Below are 15,894 nucleotides of genomic sequence, written 5' to 3' on the forward strand. Positions count from 1 at the left end.
TCCTGAATGGCCGATATATCCATTCCGTGGTGCCGGGCCGGCACGTTAACGTCCTGGAGTGCGCAAGAACTTGAGGGTCGCGGCCTACGCCATCTGCGTCCGTGACGGCCACATCCTGCTCGCCCGCTCACCCGCCGACGACGGCACCCCCGAGTGGGTCCTGCCCGGCGGCGGCATGGAGCACGGCGAACACCCCCACGACACCGTCGTCCGCGAGGTCGAGGAGGAGACCGGCTACCGGATCGAGGTCACGGCTCTCCTCGGCGTGGACTCCTCCCGCCGCACCTTCCCGGGCCGCCTCCTGCGCCGCCCCGCCGACCACCACGGCGTCCGCCTCCTCTACGAGGGCCGGATCATCGGAGGCGACCTGCGCAACGAGGTCAACGGATCGACCGACATGGCCGCCTGGCAGGACCTGGACGCGCTCGCCGGGCTGCGGCGCATCAGGTTGGTCGACGCGGGGCTGCGGCTGTGGAGGGAGCGTCCGGCGGAGGGACGCGTCCAGCGGTAGTACCCCCGCGTTCCCCGGAAAATGAACACGGAGTGACCGCTTCCGGGCCGTCCGCCGAGCGGCCGGGGACACCCAGGGTGTCCCAAGATCCACGTACGGTGATCGGCGCTGCCCGTTGCCGTCTCGTTCACACGCAGGTCATTCCCGGTGCCAAGCATCCAGTACGAGCGGGAAGTTCGCTTCGGCGAGCCCCCGCGACCACTGCCGACGCGTTCGCACCCGGGGAGACCGCGCCATGTCGCGCATACGCTCTGTCGCCAGCTCCACGCTGGGGGTCAACCGCCGTACCGTCCTCGCCGCCACCGCGGCCGTGTCCGTCTCCGCGGGCGTCGGCTACGGGTTGCGGCCCACCGAAAGCGAGGCCGCGCCCGCCCACACGGAGGCCGAGGCGCCTGTCGCCTCCTCCCGCCGGGCCCCCGCCACCCCGCTCGCCCCCTACACCCGGGGCACCACCCTCGCCACCGTCGCCGCCCCCCGCACCGGTTCCGGATACCGCCGCCTCGGCGACGGCCCCGGCTGGCAGCGTGTCGTACGCGACGAACTCGCCGTGCCCAAGTCGGGCCGCACCGGCCGCCGTACCGCGCTCGCCGCGTTCGTGCAGCTCACCGACCTGCACCTGATCGACAGCCAGCACCCGATGCGCCTGGAGTACCTCCGCTCCTCGGACATCAAGGCCTGGCGCCCGCACGAGGCGCTCACCGTGCAGGGCGCGGTCTCGCTGGTCGAGCGGATCAACGCGCTGCGAGGAGCCCCTGTCACCGGCTCACCGCTGCACTTCGCGATGGCCACGGGCGACAACACCGACAACAACGCCCACACCGAGCTGGAGTGGTTCCTGAAGGTGATGAGCGGCGGCCGCATCACCCCCAACTCCGGTGACCCGCGCCGCTACGAGGGCGTCCAGAACAGCGGCCTGAAGCAGTACTGGCAGCCCGACACCGCCGTGCGCGACGCCGACAAGCAGCTCGGCTTCCCGCACCTGGAGGGCTTCCTCGCCGCCGCCACCCGCGAGCTGCGCAGCCCCGGCCTCAACCTGCCCTGGTACTCCACCGTCGGCAACCACGACAGCCTGCCCCTCGGCTGCTACGGACACGGCGACCCCTACCTCGCCGAGTACGCCATCGGCGGCCGCAAGCTGATGAGCCTGCCCGCCGCCGAGGCCAGGAAGCTCCAGGACACCATCAAGAACGCCAAGGACCCCATGGGCGTCGTCTTCCGCGACCTCCTCAAGGCCCACACCCGCGCCATGCGCCCGGTCACCCCGGACGAGCGGCGCGCCCCCTACACCCCGGCCGACTACCTCAAGGCCCACCTCGACCCGGCCTACGCGGGCGTCGGCCCGGTCGGCCACGGCTACTCGTCGGCCAACGTCGACGCGGGCACGCAGTACTACTCCTTCCGCATCGCCGACGACGTCATCGGCATCAGCCTCGACACCACCGACCCCGGCGGCCACTACAACGGCTCGATCGGCGCGGCCCAGCTGAAATGGCTGGAGCGGACACTGCGCGAGAACAAGGACGCGTACGTCATCGTCTTCAGCCACCACACGAGTACGACGATGTCGAACTCCCGCCCCGACCCGGCCCACCCGTCGGAGCGCCGCCACACCGGCGCCGACGTGCTGTCCCTCCTCGGTCGCCACACCAACGTCCTCGCCTGGGTCAACGGCCACATCCACCAGAACCGCATCACCGCGCACTCCGCCCCCGCCGGCGGCTCCTTCTGGGAGATCTCCACCGCCTCCCACGTCGACTTCCCGCAGCTCGCCCGAGTCATCGAGCTGGTCGACAACAAGGACGGCACCCTCTCCCTCTTCACCACCCTCATCGAGTCCGCGGCCCCTCACCGCACCGACTTCAGCGACCTCTCCCAGACCGGCCTCGCCGCCCTCTACCGCGAACTGTCCTTCAACGCGCCGGGCGCCAACACCACGCTGCTCGGCGGTGACGCGGACGACCGCAACACGGAGCTGGTGCTGAAGAAGGGCTGATTCCGGCTCAACTGCCGTGCCGGCCTCAACACTTCACGTTCGTGCACTGCGCGGAGACCGACGAGGAGGCCATGCGGGGCGGCGCCGCGGACAGACCTGATCCATCCCTCACCCTCACTACCGCGGCAGCACCACCACATACGCCGCCGGGTCGCGGTCGCCCGACGCCATCAGGGCCGTGCGGACGACCGTGGCCTGCTGTTCCATGGATTCGTGGAGCTTCTTGGGGGTGAGGTGGACGACCGTGATGCCGAGCCGCTCCAGGTGCTCGCGCTTGCGGGCGTACTCGGACCACAGGGCGTCGTCCTCCTGCCGATGGCCTTGGCGGGGCGCGCGGGTGTCGAGTTCGACCGCCACCGCCTGCTCCGGCCAGTACGCGTCGAGCCCGCCCAGGTAGGGGCCGCCCGGCAGGCGCAGGTCGACGTTCCACGCCGGGTCCGGCAGCCCGTACTCCCGCACCATGCGGTACAGGCGGGCCTCCGCGATCGCGCGCGCCTCCGCCACCAGCGAGTCCACCGCGTCCACCACGTACGGACGGCTCAGCAGCTTCGCCTGGTTCAACTCCCGGACGACGGAGGAGGGTTCGCAGTGGCCGGACCGCACCGCCTCCATCAGCAGGCGGCGTACCGCGCCCGCGTCCGTCAGGTCCGCCACCGCGTCGGCCAGGGCGCGCGGCACCGGGGCGACCGGGAGGCCCGTGACCTGCTGCGGGGCGGGCAGGGCCGACGTACGGACGACGCGTGCGCAGCCCGTCGAGCGCAGGCGGCGCAGGCGTGGGACCAGGACGTCGATCTTCTCCAGGGAGAGCAGGGGAGGGGCGCAGGAGAAGCCGTGGAGGGTCAGGGCCGCCAGACCCGTGATCATCGCCTCCGCGTACGTCCCCGTGCGGTGCGGGGTGTCCGCGCCAGGCTGAGCCGGCACCCCCGCCGGCCCCGTCGTCGACACATCCCGTGCCGCGTACATCAGTACCGCGTGCAGCCGCTCCTCGCTGGTCGGCGGGCCGGGGTGGAGCAGGACCACGCCGGGGAGGATCTGCTGCCAGGCGCCGCCGGGGCGGCACTGCTCGTTCGTCTCCGCCGACGGGACGCCGTGGGCCTTCAACTGTGCCGTCGTCATCACCCGGCGCGGGCGCTCGGAGAGGTGGCACGGGGAGTGGGGGGAAGCCGGGGGGAGCGGCGTGTTGTGGTTCATGACCGGGAGGTTCCCGGACCAGGAGCCGCTCTGAACCCCTGTTACACGCTCGTCGACAAATGCGGACAAGATCGCCCTAAAGGACGGGTGTTCGGATGCCGAAACCCCTGGTCCGTTCAGGGGTGGACCAGGGGTTACGGCCTTATTGCCTGAATTCCGTAACGATCACCACGCGCCGAATCCAAGGCCAAAGGTCAACCTGGATCACCACATTGCCGCATCAACGGATCGTCGGATCACCCCATCACACGGCCCCCGCCGCCTCCGCGTCCCGCGCCTGCCCCCGCAGCGTCCGCGCCAGGTCGTCCCGCGCTTCAAGGACCAGCCTGCGCAGCGCAGGAGCCGCCGACTCGTGCGCAGCCAGCCACGCGTCCGTCGCCTCCAGCGTCTCCTCGGAGTCCGCCAGGGACGGGAACAGGCCCCGCACCACGTCCATCCCGATCTGGATCGACCGCTGCTCCCACACCCGCTCGATCACCGTGAAGTACTTCTCCGCGTACGGCGCGAGCAACTCCCGCTGGGAGGACTGGACCCAGCCCCCGATCGTCGCCTCGCCCAACGCGTTCGACAGCGCCTCCGACTCCACGACCTGCGCCCACGCCTGCGCCTTCACCGCCGCCGAGGGGCGGGCGGCGAGGCAGCGGACCTGGTGGCGCTTGCCGGAGGCGGTGTCGTCGCGGGCCAGCTCGGCGGCCAGATCCTTCTCGTCGGCGACACCGCGCACGGTCAGCTGCTCCAGGAACGCCCACCGCAGCTCCTGGTCGACATCCAGCCCCTCGATGGTCGACGTACCGTCCAGCAGGTCCCGCAGCAACGCCAGGTCGGCCTCGTCCGACGCCACCGTCGTGAAGAACCGCGCCCACGCCAGCTGGTGCTCGCTGCCCGGCGCGGCCTGCCGCAGCTCCCGCAGCGCGCCCTCCGCGAGCAGCCGTCCACCGGTCTCCCGCCAGTCGGGGACGACGTAGTGGACGAGGGACGAGTTCGCCCACGTGTGCAGCATCTGGAGCACGCCGATGTCGGACTCACGCCCCGCGAACCGCAGCACCAGGCCCACGAACTCCCGCGCCGGCAGCAGCGCGTCCCGCGTCATGTTCCACAGGGCCGACCAGCACAGGGCGCGCGCCAGCGGGTCGGTGAGGTCCCCCAGGTGCCCGCGCAGCGTCTCCAGGGACGTCTCGTCGAAGCGGGTCTTGCAGTACGTCAGGTCGTCGTCGTTGACGAGGACGAGCTCCGGCGTCTCCTCGCCCACCAGCTCCGGTACGACCGTACGCGCGCCGTCGACGTCGACCTCGGCGCGGGTGTACCGCTCCAGCGTCCCGCCCGGCGTGAGCCGGTAGAGCCCGATCGCCACCCGGTGCGGGCGCAGCTCGGGGTGGGACTCCGGGGCCTCCTGGAGCACCGCGAGTTCGTCGATCCGGCCGTCCGCGCCCAGCAGGACCTGCGGGGTCAGCGAGTTCACCCCGGCGGTCTGCAGCCAGGACCGCGCCCACACGCCCATGTCGCGGCCGCTGGTCTCCTCCAGGACCGACAGCAGGTCGCCGAGACGTGTGTTGCCGTACGCGTGCCGCTTGAAGTAGCGGCGGGCGCCCTCGAGGAACGCGTCCTGGCCGACGTAGGCGACCAGCTGCTTCAGCACCGACGCGCCCTTGGCGTAGGTGATGCCGTCGAAGTTCAGCTTGGCGTCCTGGAGGTCGCGGATGTCGGCCGTGACCGGGTGGGTGGAGGGCAGCTGGTCCGCGCGGTAGGCCCATGCCTTGCGGCGGTTGGCGAAGGTGATCCAGCCGTTCTCGAAGCGGGTCGCGCCGACCAGGGCGAAGGCGCCCATGAAGTCGGCGAAGGACTCCTTCAGCCACAGGTCGTCCCACCACTCCATGGTGACGAGGTCGCCGAACCACATGTGCGCCATCTCGTGCAGCACCACGTTCGCGCGGCTCTCGTACGACGCCCGCGTCACCCTGCCCCGGAAGATGAACTCCTCCCGGAAGGTCACCAGGCCCGGGTTCTCCATCGCACCGAGGTTGTACTCGGGCACGAACGCCTGGTCGTACTTCCCGAAGGGGTACGGGTAGTCGAAGTGGTCGTGGAAGAAGTCCAGGCCCTGCTTGGTCACCAGGAACACGTCGTCGGCGTCGAAGTGGGGCGCCAGGCCCTTGCGGCACAGGGCGCCGAGGGGGATCTCCAGCGTCGTACCGTCACCCAGGTCACGCGTGTAGGAGTCCGTGACGTAGTGGTACGGGCCCGCCACCACGCACGTGATGTACGTCGAGATCGGCTTGGTCTCGGCGAACCGCCACACCCCGTCGTGCCGCTCGCCCACGCCGTTGCTCCACACCGTCCACCCCTCGGGCGCCCGCACCTCGAAGCGGAAGGGCGCCTTGAGGTCGGGCTGCTCGAAGTTGGCGAAGACGCGGCGGGAGTCGGCCGGCTCGTACTGCGTGTAGAGGTACACCTCGCCGTCCTCGGGGTCGACGAAGCGGTGCAGGCCCTCGCCGGTGCGGGAGTAGGCGCACTGGGCGTCGACGACCAGCTCGTTGTCGGCGGCCAGGTCCTCCAGGACGATCCGGGTGCCGTCGAAGACCTCGCCGGGGTCGAGGTCGTGGCCGTTGAGGGAGACGGCGGTGACGCTCGGCGCGACCAGGTCCGCGAAGCTGGTCGCGCCGGGCTCGGCGCAGCGGAAGCGGATCGTGGTGACCGAGCGGAAGGTGCGCGGCGCCCCGTCTTCGACGTCCCCCTCGCCGAAGACGGCGGAGCGCACGTCGAGGGACACGTCGTACCCGTCGACGGACAGCAGGGCGGCCCGCTCCCGGGCCTCGTCGCGGGTCAGGTTCTCACCGGGCACGGGCGGTACTCCCTCGGCTGGTGTTCGGCATGTGAACAGGGCCGATCCTGCCATGTGCTCCTGACTCGGGGCAGCCGGGAATGCCACGGGGCACGGTCGATGTTCCCCGTTCAAACGACCGTGTTCCGAGGGAGAGCCATGTCCGAGTCCGTGACCGCTTCCGGCAAGACCCCCGTAGACTTCTGGTTCGATCCGCTGTGCCCGTGGGCGTGGATGACGTCCCGGTGGGTGCTGGAGGTGGAGAAGGTCCGCGACATCGAGGTCCGCTGGCACATCATGAGCCTGGGAGTGCTGAACGAGGACAAGCTGGACGAGCTGCCCGAGCAGTATCGCGAGCTGCTGGAGAGCAAGGCGTGGAAGCCGGTGCGGGTGGTGACGGCCGCCTGGCAGAAGCACGGTGCCGACGTCCTCGGCCCGCTCTACACCGCGCTCGGCACCCGTATCCACAACAACGGCGAGGGCCCGACCCTGGAGGCCATCGCGGGCGCGCTCGCCGACGTCGGTCTGCCCGCCGACCTGATCGAGTACGCCGAGCAGAAGGACTTCGAGTTCGACGCCGAGCTGCGCGCCTCCCACAAGGAGGGCATCGAGAAGGTCGGCCAGGAGGTGGGCACCCCGGTCATCGCCGTCCCCGGCTCCGACGGTGAGCAGATCGCCTTCTTCGGCCCGGTCGTCACCCCCGCCCCGAAGGGCGAGGAGGCCGCCCGCCTCTGGGACGGCACCCTCGCGGTCGCCTCGGTGCCGGGCTTCTACGAGATCAAGCGGACCCGGACCAAGGGCCCGGACTTCAGCAACCTGTAACTGTCGGGGCGGCCTGCCGGCGGGTGTCAGAAGCCCGTCGGCAGGAAGGCGCCCACGCGCCAGTTGTCCTTCCGCTGGATCCTGCGGCAGCCGTCGGCCCCGCAACGGTGGAAGGCCTTGGCGACGAAGTGGTCGCCATCGAGCAGCGGGAGCAGCACCACCCCGGCCGCCGTGATCTCCTCGTCGCCCCGCAGATCCCGGAACTCGGTCAACCTGTCATGACAGGTCGGACTCGGGCACCGCACGAACGCCATGGCCGCCTCCTGCCCGCGGCGGCCGCACCCGGGCCGACTGACGCGGTGCGCCGAGTCTAGACACCCCATCCCGGCCACCGCAGTACAAAACAGACTGATCCGCCCGAAATCACCCTTGAACGGACCGGGCGTCAGTTCCGGGCGCGTGCCCGCTGCCACGCGTACCCGACGGCCGCCAGGACCAGGGTCATCCCGCCCGTCGAGTACAACTGCACGCGCGTGTCCGGCTCCCGGGCCATGAGGACGAAGATCGTCGCCATGCCGGCCAGCGCGACCCACGTCAGCACCGGGAACGCCCACATCCGCACGGTCAGCCGCTCCGGCGCCTCCCGCTCCAGCCGTCCGCGCAGCCGCAGTTGCGAGACGGCGATGAAGATCCAGACGACCAGGATCACCGCGCCGATCATGTTCAGCAGCCAGGGGAAGACGTCGTCGGGCCGCCAGTAGCTCAGCACCACGCAGACGAAGCCGAAGACCGAGGAGGCGAGCACGGCGATCCGCGGGACCCCGCCGAAGACCCTGCCCAGCGCCTTCGGGCCCTGGCCCCGCTCCACCAGCGAGTAGGCGATGCGGGAGGAGCCGTAGATGTTGGCGTTCATCGCACTCAGCAGCGCCACCAGCACGACCACGTTCATCAGCTGACCCGCGCCCGGGATGCCCAGGTGGTCGAGGGCGGCGACGTACGGGCCCTTCTCGACGACCTCCTTCGCGTCCCAGGGGACGAGGGTGACGATGACCGCCATCGAGCCGACGTAGAACAGCGCGATGCGCCACATCGCCGTACGGACCGCGCTCGCGACGCCCCTGACCGGGTCCTCCGACTCGGCCGCCGCGATGGTGACCGTCTCCAGGCCGCCGTACGCGAAGACCGAGGCGAGCAGGCCGATGACCAGGCCCTCGCCGCCGTTGGGCAGGAAGTCCGTGAGGTTCGAGGTGCCGGGGGAGTCCGTGCCCGGCAGGACGCCGGCGATCGCCAGCACGCCGAGGACCAGGAACAGGGTGATCGCGGCGACCTTCAGGGCCGCGAACCAGAACTCGAACTCGCCGAAGTTCTTCACCGCGGCGAGGTTCGCGCCGCAGAAGACCAGCATGAACAGCGCCACCCAGGCCCACTCCGGCGTGCCCGGCAGCCACCCGGTGACGATCTTCGCCGCGCCGATGCCCTCCAGGCCGACTGCCGTGCACAGCAGCACCCAGAACGACCAGCCCGCGGTGAAGCCCGCCCACGGCCCGATCGCCCGCTCGGCGTGCGCCGAGAACGAGCCCGACGACGGATACGCGGCCGACATCTCGCCCAGCATCCGCATCACCAGCATCACGAGGAGGCCGGAGAGGGTGTAGGCGAGGACGATCGAGGGACCGGCGGCGGCGATGCCCGCGCCGGAGCCGACGAACAGACCGGCGCCGATCACCCCGCCGAGGGCGATCATCGACAGGTGGCGCTGCTTCAGGCCGTGGGAGAGGGGGGCGCCTTGCGGGGGCGTCTCCGTAGTGGTGCTGTGCTGCATGGGCGCGGCTCGTCCAATGCGTGAGATGGGCAAAAACGCCCACAGTCTGGGCAGCCTCCCCCCTCACAGGGTGAGGCCGCCCAGTATGCGGACACCGGCGACACGGTCGGTGATCTTCCGTTTACCCGGTGACCGGCGTGTTACGCGACCGGCGTGTAGTGCGAGGCGTCCCCCTCGATCGAGTAGGACTCCTTGCCCTCGATGCCGGCCGGGATGTCACCGGCGACGGTCACCCGGTGCAGGCGGCGCGGCCGGCCGTCGTAGTTGTCGATGGCGTAGTGCTGGGTGATGCGGTTGTCGAAGAGGACCAGCTGGTTCTCCGACCAGCGGTGGCGCAGGATGTTCTCCGGCCGGGTCACGTACGCCTGGAGCAGGTCGAGGATCTTGCGGGACTCGGCCGGTGACAGGCCCACGATGCGCTGCGCGAACCCGCCGATGAACAGGCCGCGCTCACCGGTGAGCGGGTGGACGCGGACCACCGGGTGGACCGTGCGGTACTTGATCGACGTGAACTGGGCGCGCGCGGCGGCCTGCTCCTCGTCGATCGCCTCCGTCGGCACCGCGTAGTCGTAGTCGTTGGTGTGCTCGGCCCACAGCGTGTCGGCGAGCTTCCTGAGCGGCTCCGGCAGCTGGCGGTAGGCGGCCGCCGAGCTGGCGATCAGGGTCTCGCCGCCGTACGGCGGGATCGTGATGCTGCGCAGGGTGCTGGCCTGTGGTGGGTTGAGGACGAACGTGACGTCGGTGTGCCAGTGGTTGGCGGCCCGGCCGCGTTCGCTGTCGACGGGGAGGACGTTCGGGACGCCGTCGACGGAGGACACCGTCGGGTGCGCGGTGGTGATCTCGCCGAGGTGGCGGACGAAGGCCTGCTGGCCCTCGTCGTCGAGGTTCACGTCGTCGAAGACGAGAGCCTTGTGGACGTTGAGGGCCTCGCGGACCGCGGCGGCGGTCTCCTCGTCGAGGGGCTTGGAGATGTCGACGCCGGACACCTGGGCGCCGATGTTCGCGGTGACCTTGCGGATCTCGATGGACATGGGGAGGTCCTCTCAGACGGTGGCGAGCTCGGGGCTGACGTGCTGGTTGGCGGGGCGCGGAAGGCCGTAGCGCTCCCGGAGGGTGCCGCGGGGGCCGTACTCCGTGCGGAGCAGGCCACGGGCGCGCAGGATCGGGACGACGTGGTCGACGAACGCGTCGAGGCCGGACGGCAGCACGGCGGGCATGATGTTGAAGCCGTCGGCGGCGCCGAGCGTGAACCACTCCTCGATCGCGTCGGCGACCTGCTCGGGCGTCCCGGCGAAGGTGAGGTGACCGCGCCCGCCGCCCAGCCGGCCGATCAGCTGCCGCACGGTGAGCCGCTCGCGCCGGGCCAGTTCGACGATGAGCGTGTAACGGCTCTTGGCGCCCTCGATGGCGCTCTCCGGGGGCAGGTCGGAGGGCAGCAGGGCGTCCAGCTCCAGCGTGCCGGGCTCCAGCTGCAGCAGCCTCTCCAGGCGGTCCAGGCCGTGCGTGTGCACGATGTGGTCCTCGAGGACCTGCTCGCCCGCCCGCGCCTCGGCCTCCGTGGAGCCGATGACGGGGACGATGCCCGGCAGTACCTTGATGTGGTCGGGGTCGCGGCCGGCCGCGGCCGTACGGGACTTCAGGTCGGCGTAGAAGTCCTGCGCGTCCTTCAGCGTCTGCTGGGCGGTGAACACCGCCTCCGCGTACCGGGCCGCGAACGCCTTGCCGTCCTCCGAGGAGCCGGCCTGCACCAGCAGCGGGTACCCCTGCGGTGTGCGGGGGACGTTGAGGGCGCCCTCGACACTGAAGTACGTCCCCTGGTGCCGGGGCGGGTGGATCTTCGTGTCGTCGCCCCAGACGCCGGCCGCCTTGTCGGCGACGATCGCGTCGTCCTCCCAGCTGTCCCACAGCTTCAGGGCGACGTCCAGGAACTCGGCGGCGCGGGCGTAGCGGTCGGCGTGCGCGGGTTCTTCCAGGAGACCGAAGTTGCGGGCCGCCTCCGCCCCCGCCGTGGTGACGATGTTCCAGCCCGCCCGGCCGCCGCTGATGATGTCCAGGGAGGCGAACTTGCGGGCCAGGTTGTAGGGGGAGTTGTAGGAGGTGGAGGCCGTGGCGATCAGGCCGATGTGCTCGGTGGCCGTGGCCAGGGCGGTGAGCAGGGTGAGGGGTTCCAGGGCGCCGGCCGGGCGCTGGGCGATGGTGCCCCACAGCTGCGGGCCGTCGGCGAGGAAGAGGGAGTCGAAGGTACCGCGCTCGGCGGTCCTCGCCAGCCGCACGTAGTGGTCGAGCTCGACGTGGGCGTACGGGTCGCTCTCGGGAAGCCGCCAGGACGCCTCGTGGTGGCCGGTGTTCATCAGGAACGCGTTGAGGTGGAGCTGTCTGGATGTCACTGGTGGTCCTCCGTCACGCCCAGGGCGGCGAGCAGCCGCTCTCGGTACTCGCCCAGCAGCGGGTCGCGGTACGAGCGCGGGTGCGGGCGGTCGATGGTCAGGTCGAGGCCGATGCGGCCCCGCTCGAGGACGAGGACGCGGTCGGCGAGCACGATCGCCTCGTCCACGTCGTGGGTGACCAGCAGCACGGACGGCCGGTGGCGCTCCCACAGCTCGCGCAGCAGGGTGTGCATCTTGATGCGGGTGAGGGCGTCCAGGGCGCCGAACGGCTCGTCGGCGAGGAGGAGTTCGGGCTCGCGGACCAGGGAGCGGGCCAGCGCGGCGCGCTGTGCCTCGCCGCCGGACAGCTCGCTCGGCCAGGCGCGTTCGCGGCCGGCCAGCCCGACCTCGGCGAGGGCGGCCCGTCCCTTCTCGACCCCGTCGGTTCCCAGCAGCACGTTGTCCAGCACGCGCCGCCAGGGCAGCAGCCGGGAGTCCTGGAACACCACGGACACCCGCTCAGGTGCGGTGAGCTGCCCGCTTCCGGCGACCTCGTGGTCGAGGCCCGCGACGGCACGCAGCAGGGTGCTCTTGCCGGAGCCGCTGTGCCCGAGGAGGGCCACGAACTGGCCGGACGGGATGTCGAGGTCGATGCCGTCGAGGACCGTGCGTTCGTCGAACGAGCGGGTCAGTCCCCGGAGCTGGACGGCGGGACGGGTCAGCTGCTGAGTGTGCGGCGCCATGACAGCACCCTCCGTTCGATGAGACGGACCGCGCTGTCGGAGATCAGACCGAAGACGCCGTAGATGAGGAGGCCGACGAGGATGACGTCCGACTGGCCGTAGTTCTGGGCCTGGAACATCATGTAGCCGAGGCCGCTGGTGGCGTTGATCTGCTCCAGGACGACCAGGCCGAGCCAGGATCCGGTCACGCCGAGCCGCAGCCCGACGAAGAAGCCGGGCAGGGCGCCGGGGATGACGACCTGCCGGACGAACTGGAACCTCGACAGGCCCTGCACCTCGGCGAGTTCGACGAAGCGGTGGTCGATGCCGGACAGCGCGGAATGCGTGTTGAGGTAGATCGGGATGTAGACGACGATGGCGATGATCGCGATCTTGAAGGTCTCGCCGATGCCCAGCCAGAGGATGAACAGCGGGATCAGACCCAGGGTCGGAATCGCCCGGTTCAGCTGCACCGTCCCGTCGATCAGCGCCTCCCCGACCCGGCTCAGGCCGGCGGCGAGCGCCAGCACGATGCCGGCGGTCAGGCCGATCGCGAAGCCGGTGCCGGCCCGCTGGAGCGAGGTCAGGATGTCGTTGGGGAGCGTGCCCGCGCTCCACAGACGGCCGCCGGTCTCGAGGACCGTCCAGGGCGCCGGGATCGCGCCGGTGTCGAGCTGTCCGGCAGCGGAGGCGGCGGCCCACAGGGCGAGAACGAGGAGCGGTCCCGCGAGCCGGGTGGCGGGCAGGCGCCTGCCGGGGGAGAGCCGGCGGCGCCGTCGGACCTGGGGGCGCTCCTCGGCGACGGTCTCGGGTACGGCTGCGGTCGTGGTCACGGCGGTCACCTCTGGTACTCCTCGGGTACGGCCTTGGCGGCGATGGACTCGAAGCGGTGGTCGAAGAGCGAGTCGACCTTGAACTCCTTCACGAAGCCGCCCTCCGCGAGCAGGTCCGCGGTCTCCTGCTCCCACTTGATGGCCTCGTCCCAACTCGGCGGGAACAGCGGTTTGTTGGCGAGCGCAGTGATGCCCTTGGCCTGGTCGAGGGTCAGGTTCTGCGTCTTGACGTAGAACTCCTCGTTCCAGGCGTCGGGGTGCTCGTACTGCCACACCGCGCCCTTGGCCCACTGCGGGATGTAGGCGGCGACCGCGGCGGCCTTCGCGGAGTCGTTCAGCACGGACGTCGGCGCCCACAGCAGGTTGAGCAGGTCGACGACGTCGGTGGTGATGGTGTGGGCGCCCTTGGACCCGTACTGCTTCAGGTACGCCGGGGCCTGGGTGTTGCCGAGCGGGGCGATGTCGACCTGGCCCGACTGCAGGGCGGTGAGGAACTGGTTGCTGGTCAGCGGGACGAGCTCCACATCGTCGTACTTCAGCCCGGCCTTCTTCAGTGCCCGCAGCAGGACGACGCCCTGCGCCTGGCCCTGCGAGAAGGCGAGCTTCTTGCCCTTGAACTCCTCGACCGAGCCGATGTCGCTGCCGGGCTTGGTGGCGAAGAGGTAGTTCGGTTTGCGGGTGATGTTGATCGCCACGATCTTCGCGTCGAATCCCTGGTAGTGCGCCTGGATCGGCGGAATTCCCGCGTTGTTGGCGAGGTCCAGGGACTCGGCGCGGAATGCGTTGATGACATCGGGACCGGCACCGATGTTCAGCCAATTCGACACCGTGAACGGCAGCTTGGGAAGTTTCGCGAGCTTGAACTGGAGTTGCTGGACCCCTTGGTACGAGCTGATCTTCAGCTTCGTGCCCGCGGGGACCTTGTCGGCCAGCGGAGCGGCCGAGGCCCCCTCGCCGCCGGTGGCGGCGCTGCTCTCCGCGCAGCCGCTCAGGCCGACGGCGGCGGCACCGGCGCCGAGCAGCGAGGTGAGGAAGAGGCGCCGGTCGAGACCGGACATGGGCGAAGAAGGCATGGGAGGACTCCGTGAGTTCATGGGGCAGGAAAGCATGCCGAATTCCGGGCAGGGGAGGGCCGAGAAGGGGAATTCGCGCAGGGAAGAGGTGAGCGCTCAGGGGCGCGTCAACGCGTCAGCAACAAAGGGTGCGACAGCTCATGAGAATGATGCTCCTGCCTTCGGGTAACGCCTGTCAACATTCGGAGTTTCTGAATTAATTCAGCTTGGGCGAGGAGGCCAGGGGGTCCCGGTAGAGCACGTCCAGGACCACCGATCCGCCGGCCACGGCCAGTACGGATTCCGGGAAACTCGTCGGCGCGACCGATGCCGCCCGCTCCGGCCCGACCGCCTCCCGCAGCGCGGCCAGGCAGTCCTCCCGGTGCAGGACCCCGACCTCGCTGACGACGACGGTCTCCGGGTTGAGCACGTCGAGCAACAGCCCCACCGCCCGCCCCACCATGCGCGCCCGCTCCACGAGCAGCCCGGTGGCCACCGGGTCGCCGGCCGCCGCCGCGGCGACCACGTGCATCGGGTTCACCCCGTCGACGACGCCCGCCTCCCGGGCCCGCCGGCACAGCGTCCGCTCGCTGAGCTCGACCTGCAGGCAGCCGACCCGCCCGCACACGCACGGCTCCGTGCCGCCGCCGAGCGGCAGATGGGCGATGGAGCCCGCCTGCGAGCGGGGCCCGTGATGCACCTCGTCGTGGGTGGCGAACGCCGCGTCGACCATGTTGCCGACGAACAGGTGCAGCACACTGCGGCTGCCCCGCGCCCGCCCGAACAGCCGCTCGGCGTTGACCAGGGCCCGTGCGTGCCCGTCCACATGGACCGGCAGGCCGGTGCGGGCGCCGAGCACCTCCCGCACCGCCACGTCCCGCCAGCCCAGCAGCGGATGCTCCACGACGGTCCCGGAGTCCCGGTCCACCCAGCCGCCCGCGGCCACGCCCACGCCCAGCGGCCGGCTGCCGGGCGCCTCGGCGAGCAGCGCGCCCAGCCCGTCGGCGGCCCGCGCCAGCACCTCGAAGGGATCGGTGCGCCCGTGCTTCAGCCGCCGCTCGGCGAGCACCCGGCCCCGCACGTCGAGCAGCGCGACCGTGGTGTACGGCACCGCCACGTGCACCCCGCCCACCACGAACCGCGAGTCGTCCAACTCGACCGGCACGTGCGGCCGGCCCACCCCGCCCGAGCGGCGGGGCACGGCGGACTCCCGGACGAGGCCGAGCTGGGTGAGCCGGGCACAGTGGTCGGTCACCGAGGCCGGGGACAACCCGGTCACCCGGGCGATGGTGCTGCGCGCGACCGGCCCGTGCTCAAGAACGGAGCGCAGGACGACACTGGCGCTGGTGCGACGCCGGTCGGGGTCGGCGACGCGGGGGACGGGGGACATCAGAGTGGTGGGTGCCGCGGTACGGGGCATGGGAATCTTCCTCGGGAGCCGGTCCGATCACTGCGCCGTGAGAGGTGGGCGCACCGGATCGACTCCGCCCGCCTCACACGTCCTTGAGGGCTCGCGGAGGGCAACAGGCGGCCGCGCTCACGCGTCGCAGGTCGACGTGTCGACGCGACGAGAAATTCCGGGCCTGGGCAACCATGCACACGAAGGTAGCGAAAGGGGCCCGCCGCTGCCCAGACGGCGTCCGACGGGCGAGACGGGGGCCGAGGCGTGATTGGCGAAACCCCACAGTCCGGGCCGCCAACTCCCTTGTGACGTGGGCGTCGCCACCTCAGTGACCGGCATCACGCCGTACCGCGTGTAACCGGCACTCTTTGTATGGAGCCAACCAACCGGCCGTTCCACCCTTTGTCGAGCGCTGACGGTGA

The 15,894-nt window shown here is 70.9% G+C and carries 13 protein-coding genes; 3 read left to right on the top strand and 10 right to left on the bottom strand.

Annotation, left to right across the window (positions count from 1 at the left end):
- Window positions 1-58 precede the first annotated feature (58 nt).
- Window positions 59-511, top strand: a complete 453-nt coding sequence (locus tag ACFYWX_RS08145; RefSeq protein WP_389423147.1) for an NUDIX hydrolase — start codon at window positions 59-61, stop codon at window positions 509-511.
- Between the two features lie 235 nt (window positions 512-746).
- Window positions 747-2,504: a TIGR03767 family metallophosphoesterase gene (locus ACFYWX_RS08150; RefSeq protein ID WP_389423148.1), complete on the top strand. Its 1,758-nt coding sequence runs from the start codon at window positions 747-749 to the stop codon at window positions 2,502-2,504.
- 117 nt (window positions 2,505-2,621) lie between these two features.
- Here ACFYWX_RS08150 and ACFYWX_RS08155 read toward each other — a convergent pair whose 3' ends face one another.
- Window positions 2,622-3,695 carry a hypothetical protein gene (locus tag ACFYWX_RS08155; protein ID WP_389423149.1) on the bottom strand — a complete coding sequence of 358 codons (1,074 nt, stop codon included), beginning with the start codon at window positions 3,693-3,695 and terminating at the stop codon, window positions 2,622-2,624.
- 244 nt (window positions 3,696-3,939) lie between these two features.
- Entirely contained in the window at window positions 3,940-6,534 is a 2,595-nt protein-coding gene (gene pepN / locus ACFYWX_RS08160; RefSeq protein ID WP_389423150.1) for an aminopeptidase N, read from the bottom strand.
- Between the two features lie 138 nt (window positions 6,535-6,672).
- On the opposite strand from pepN, the gene ACFYWX_RS08165 reads away from it, so the two are divergent.
- Complete coding sequence (locus tag ACFYWX_RS08165) at window positions 6,673-7,335, top strand: DsbA family protein (RefSeq protein ID WP_389423151.1); 663 nt, start codon at window positions 6,673-6,675, stop codon at window positions 7,333-7,335.
- Between the two features lie 26 nt (window positions 7,336-7,361).
- Here the strand turns inward: ACFYWX_RS08165 and ACFYWX_RS08170 are convergent, their stop codons facing one another.
- From ACFYWX_RS08170 to ACFYWX_RS08205, 8 genes are all read right to left on the bottom strand, one after another.
- Window positions 7,362-7,547: a hypothetical protein gene (locus ACFYWX_RS08170; RefSeq protein WP_389423152.1), complete on the bottom strand. Its 186-nt coding sequence runs from the start codon at window positions 7,545-7,547 to the stop codon at window positions 7,362-7,364.
- Window positions 7,548-7,720: 173 nt separating this feature from the next.
- A complete protein-coding gene (locus ACFYWX_RS08175) occupies window positions 7,721-9,097 on the bottom strand; it encodes an amino acid permease (RefSeq protein WP_389423153.1) in 1,377 nt (458 codons plus the stop codon).
- Between the two features lie 140 nt (window positions 9,098-9,237).
- Window positions 9,238-10,128, bottom strand: a complete 891-nt coding sequence (locus ACFYWX_RS08180; RefSeq protein WP_389423154.1) for a TauD/TfdA dioxygenase family protein — start codon at window positions 10,126-10,128, stop codon at window positions 9,238-9,240.
- Between the two features lie 12 nt (window positions 10,129-10,140).
- Complete coding sequence (locus ACFYWX_RS08185; protein ID WP_389423155.1) at window positions 10,141-11,484, bottom strand: LLM class flavin-dependent oxidoreductase; 1,344 nt, start codon at window positions 11,482-11,484, stop codon at window positions 10,141-10,143.
- Complete coding sequence (locus ACFYWX_RS08190) at window positions 11,481-12,206, bottom strand: ABC transporter ATP-binding protein (RefSeq protein ID WP_389423156.1); 726 nt, start codon at window positions 12,204-12,206, stop codon at window positions 11,481-11,483. The genes ACFYWX_RS08185 and ACFYWX_RS08190 overlap by 4 nt, the downstream gene beginning before the upstream one ends.
- Window positions 12,182-13,027, bottom strand: a complete 846-nt coding sequence (locus ACFYWX_RS08195; protein WP_389423157.1) for an ABC transporter permease — start codon at window positions 13,025-13,027, stop codon at window positions 12,182-12,184. Before ACFYWX_RS08195 ends, ACFYWX_RS08190 begins: the two co-directional genes overlap by 25 nt.
- Complete coding sequence (locus tag ACFYWX_RS08200) at window positions 13,024-14,091, bottom strand: ABC transporter substrate-binding protein (RefSeq protein WP_389423158.1); 1,068 nt, start codon at window positions 14,089-14,091, stop codon at window positions 13,024-13,026. The genes ACFYWX_RS08195 and ACFYWX_RS08200 overlap by 4 nt, the downstream gene beginning before the upstream one ends.
- A gap of 196 nt (window positions 14,092-14,287) precedes the next feature.
- The gene (locus ACFYWX_RS08205) at window positions 14,288-15,490 is read right to left on the bottom strand and encodes an ROK family protein (RefSeq protein WP_389423159.1); all 1,203 of its coding nucleotides are present in this window, start codon (window positions 15,488-15,490) and stop codon (window positions 14,288-14,290) included.
- Window positions 15,491-15,894 lie beyond the last annotated feature (404 nt).

The sequence above is a fragment of the Streptomyces sp. NPDC002888 genome, from assembly GCF_042888465.1.
In the GTDB taxonomy this organism is placed as follows: Bacteria; Actinomycetota; Actinomycetes; order Streptomycetales; family Streptomycetaceae; genus Streptomyces.

Excerpts from the sequence above, each read along its gene's own strand:
- ACFYWX_RS08150 (WP_389423148.1), top strand. The coding sequence starts at position 747 with ATGTCGCGCATACGCTCTGTCGCCAGCTCCACGCTGGGGGTCAACCGC.
- ACFYWX_RS08155 (WP_389423149.1), bottom strand. The coding sequence starts at position 3,695 with ATGAACCACAACACGCCGCTCCCCCCGGCTTCCCCCCACTCCCCGTGC.
- ACFYWX_RS08165 (WP_389423151.1), top strand. The coding sequence starts at position 6,673 with ATGTCCGAGTCCGTGACCGCTTCCGGCAAGACCCCCGTAGACTTCTGG.
- ACFYWX_RS08175 (WP_389423153.1), bottom strand. The coding sequence starts at position 9,097 with ATGCAGCACAGCACCACTACGGAGACGCCCCCGCAAGGCGCCCCCCTC.
- ACFYWX_RS08180 (WP_389423154.1), bottom strand. The coding sequence starts at position 10,128 with ATGTCCATCGAGATCCGCAAGGTCACCGCGAACATCGGCGCCCAGGTG.
- ACFYWX_RS08190 (WP_389423156.1), bottom strand. The coding sequence starts at position 12,206 with ATGGCGCCGCACACTCAGCAGCTGACCCGTCCCGCCGTCCAGCTCCGG.
- ACFYWX_RS08200 (WP_389423158.1), bottom strand. The coding sequence starts at position 14,091 with ATGCCTTCTTCGCCCATGTCCGGTCTCGACCGGCGCCTCTTCCTCACC.
- ACFYWX_RS08205 (WP_389423159.1), bottom strand. The coding sequence starts at position 15,490 with ATGCCCCGTACCGCGGCACCCACCACTCTGATGTCCCCCGTCCCCCGC.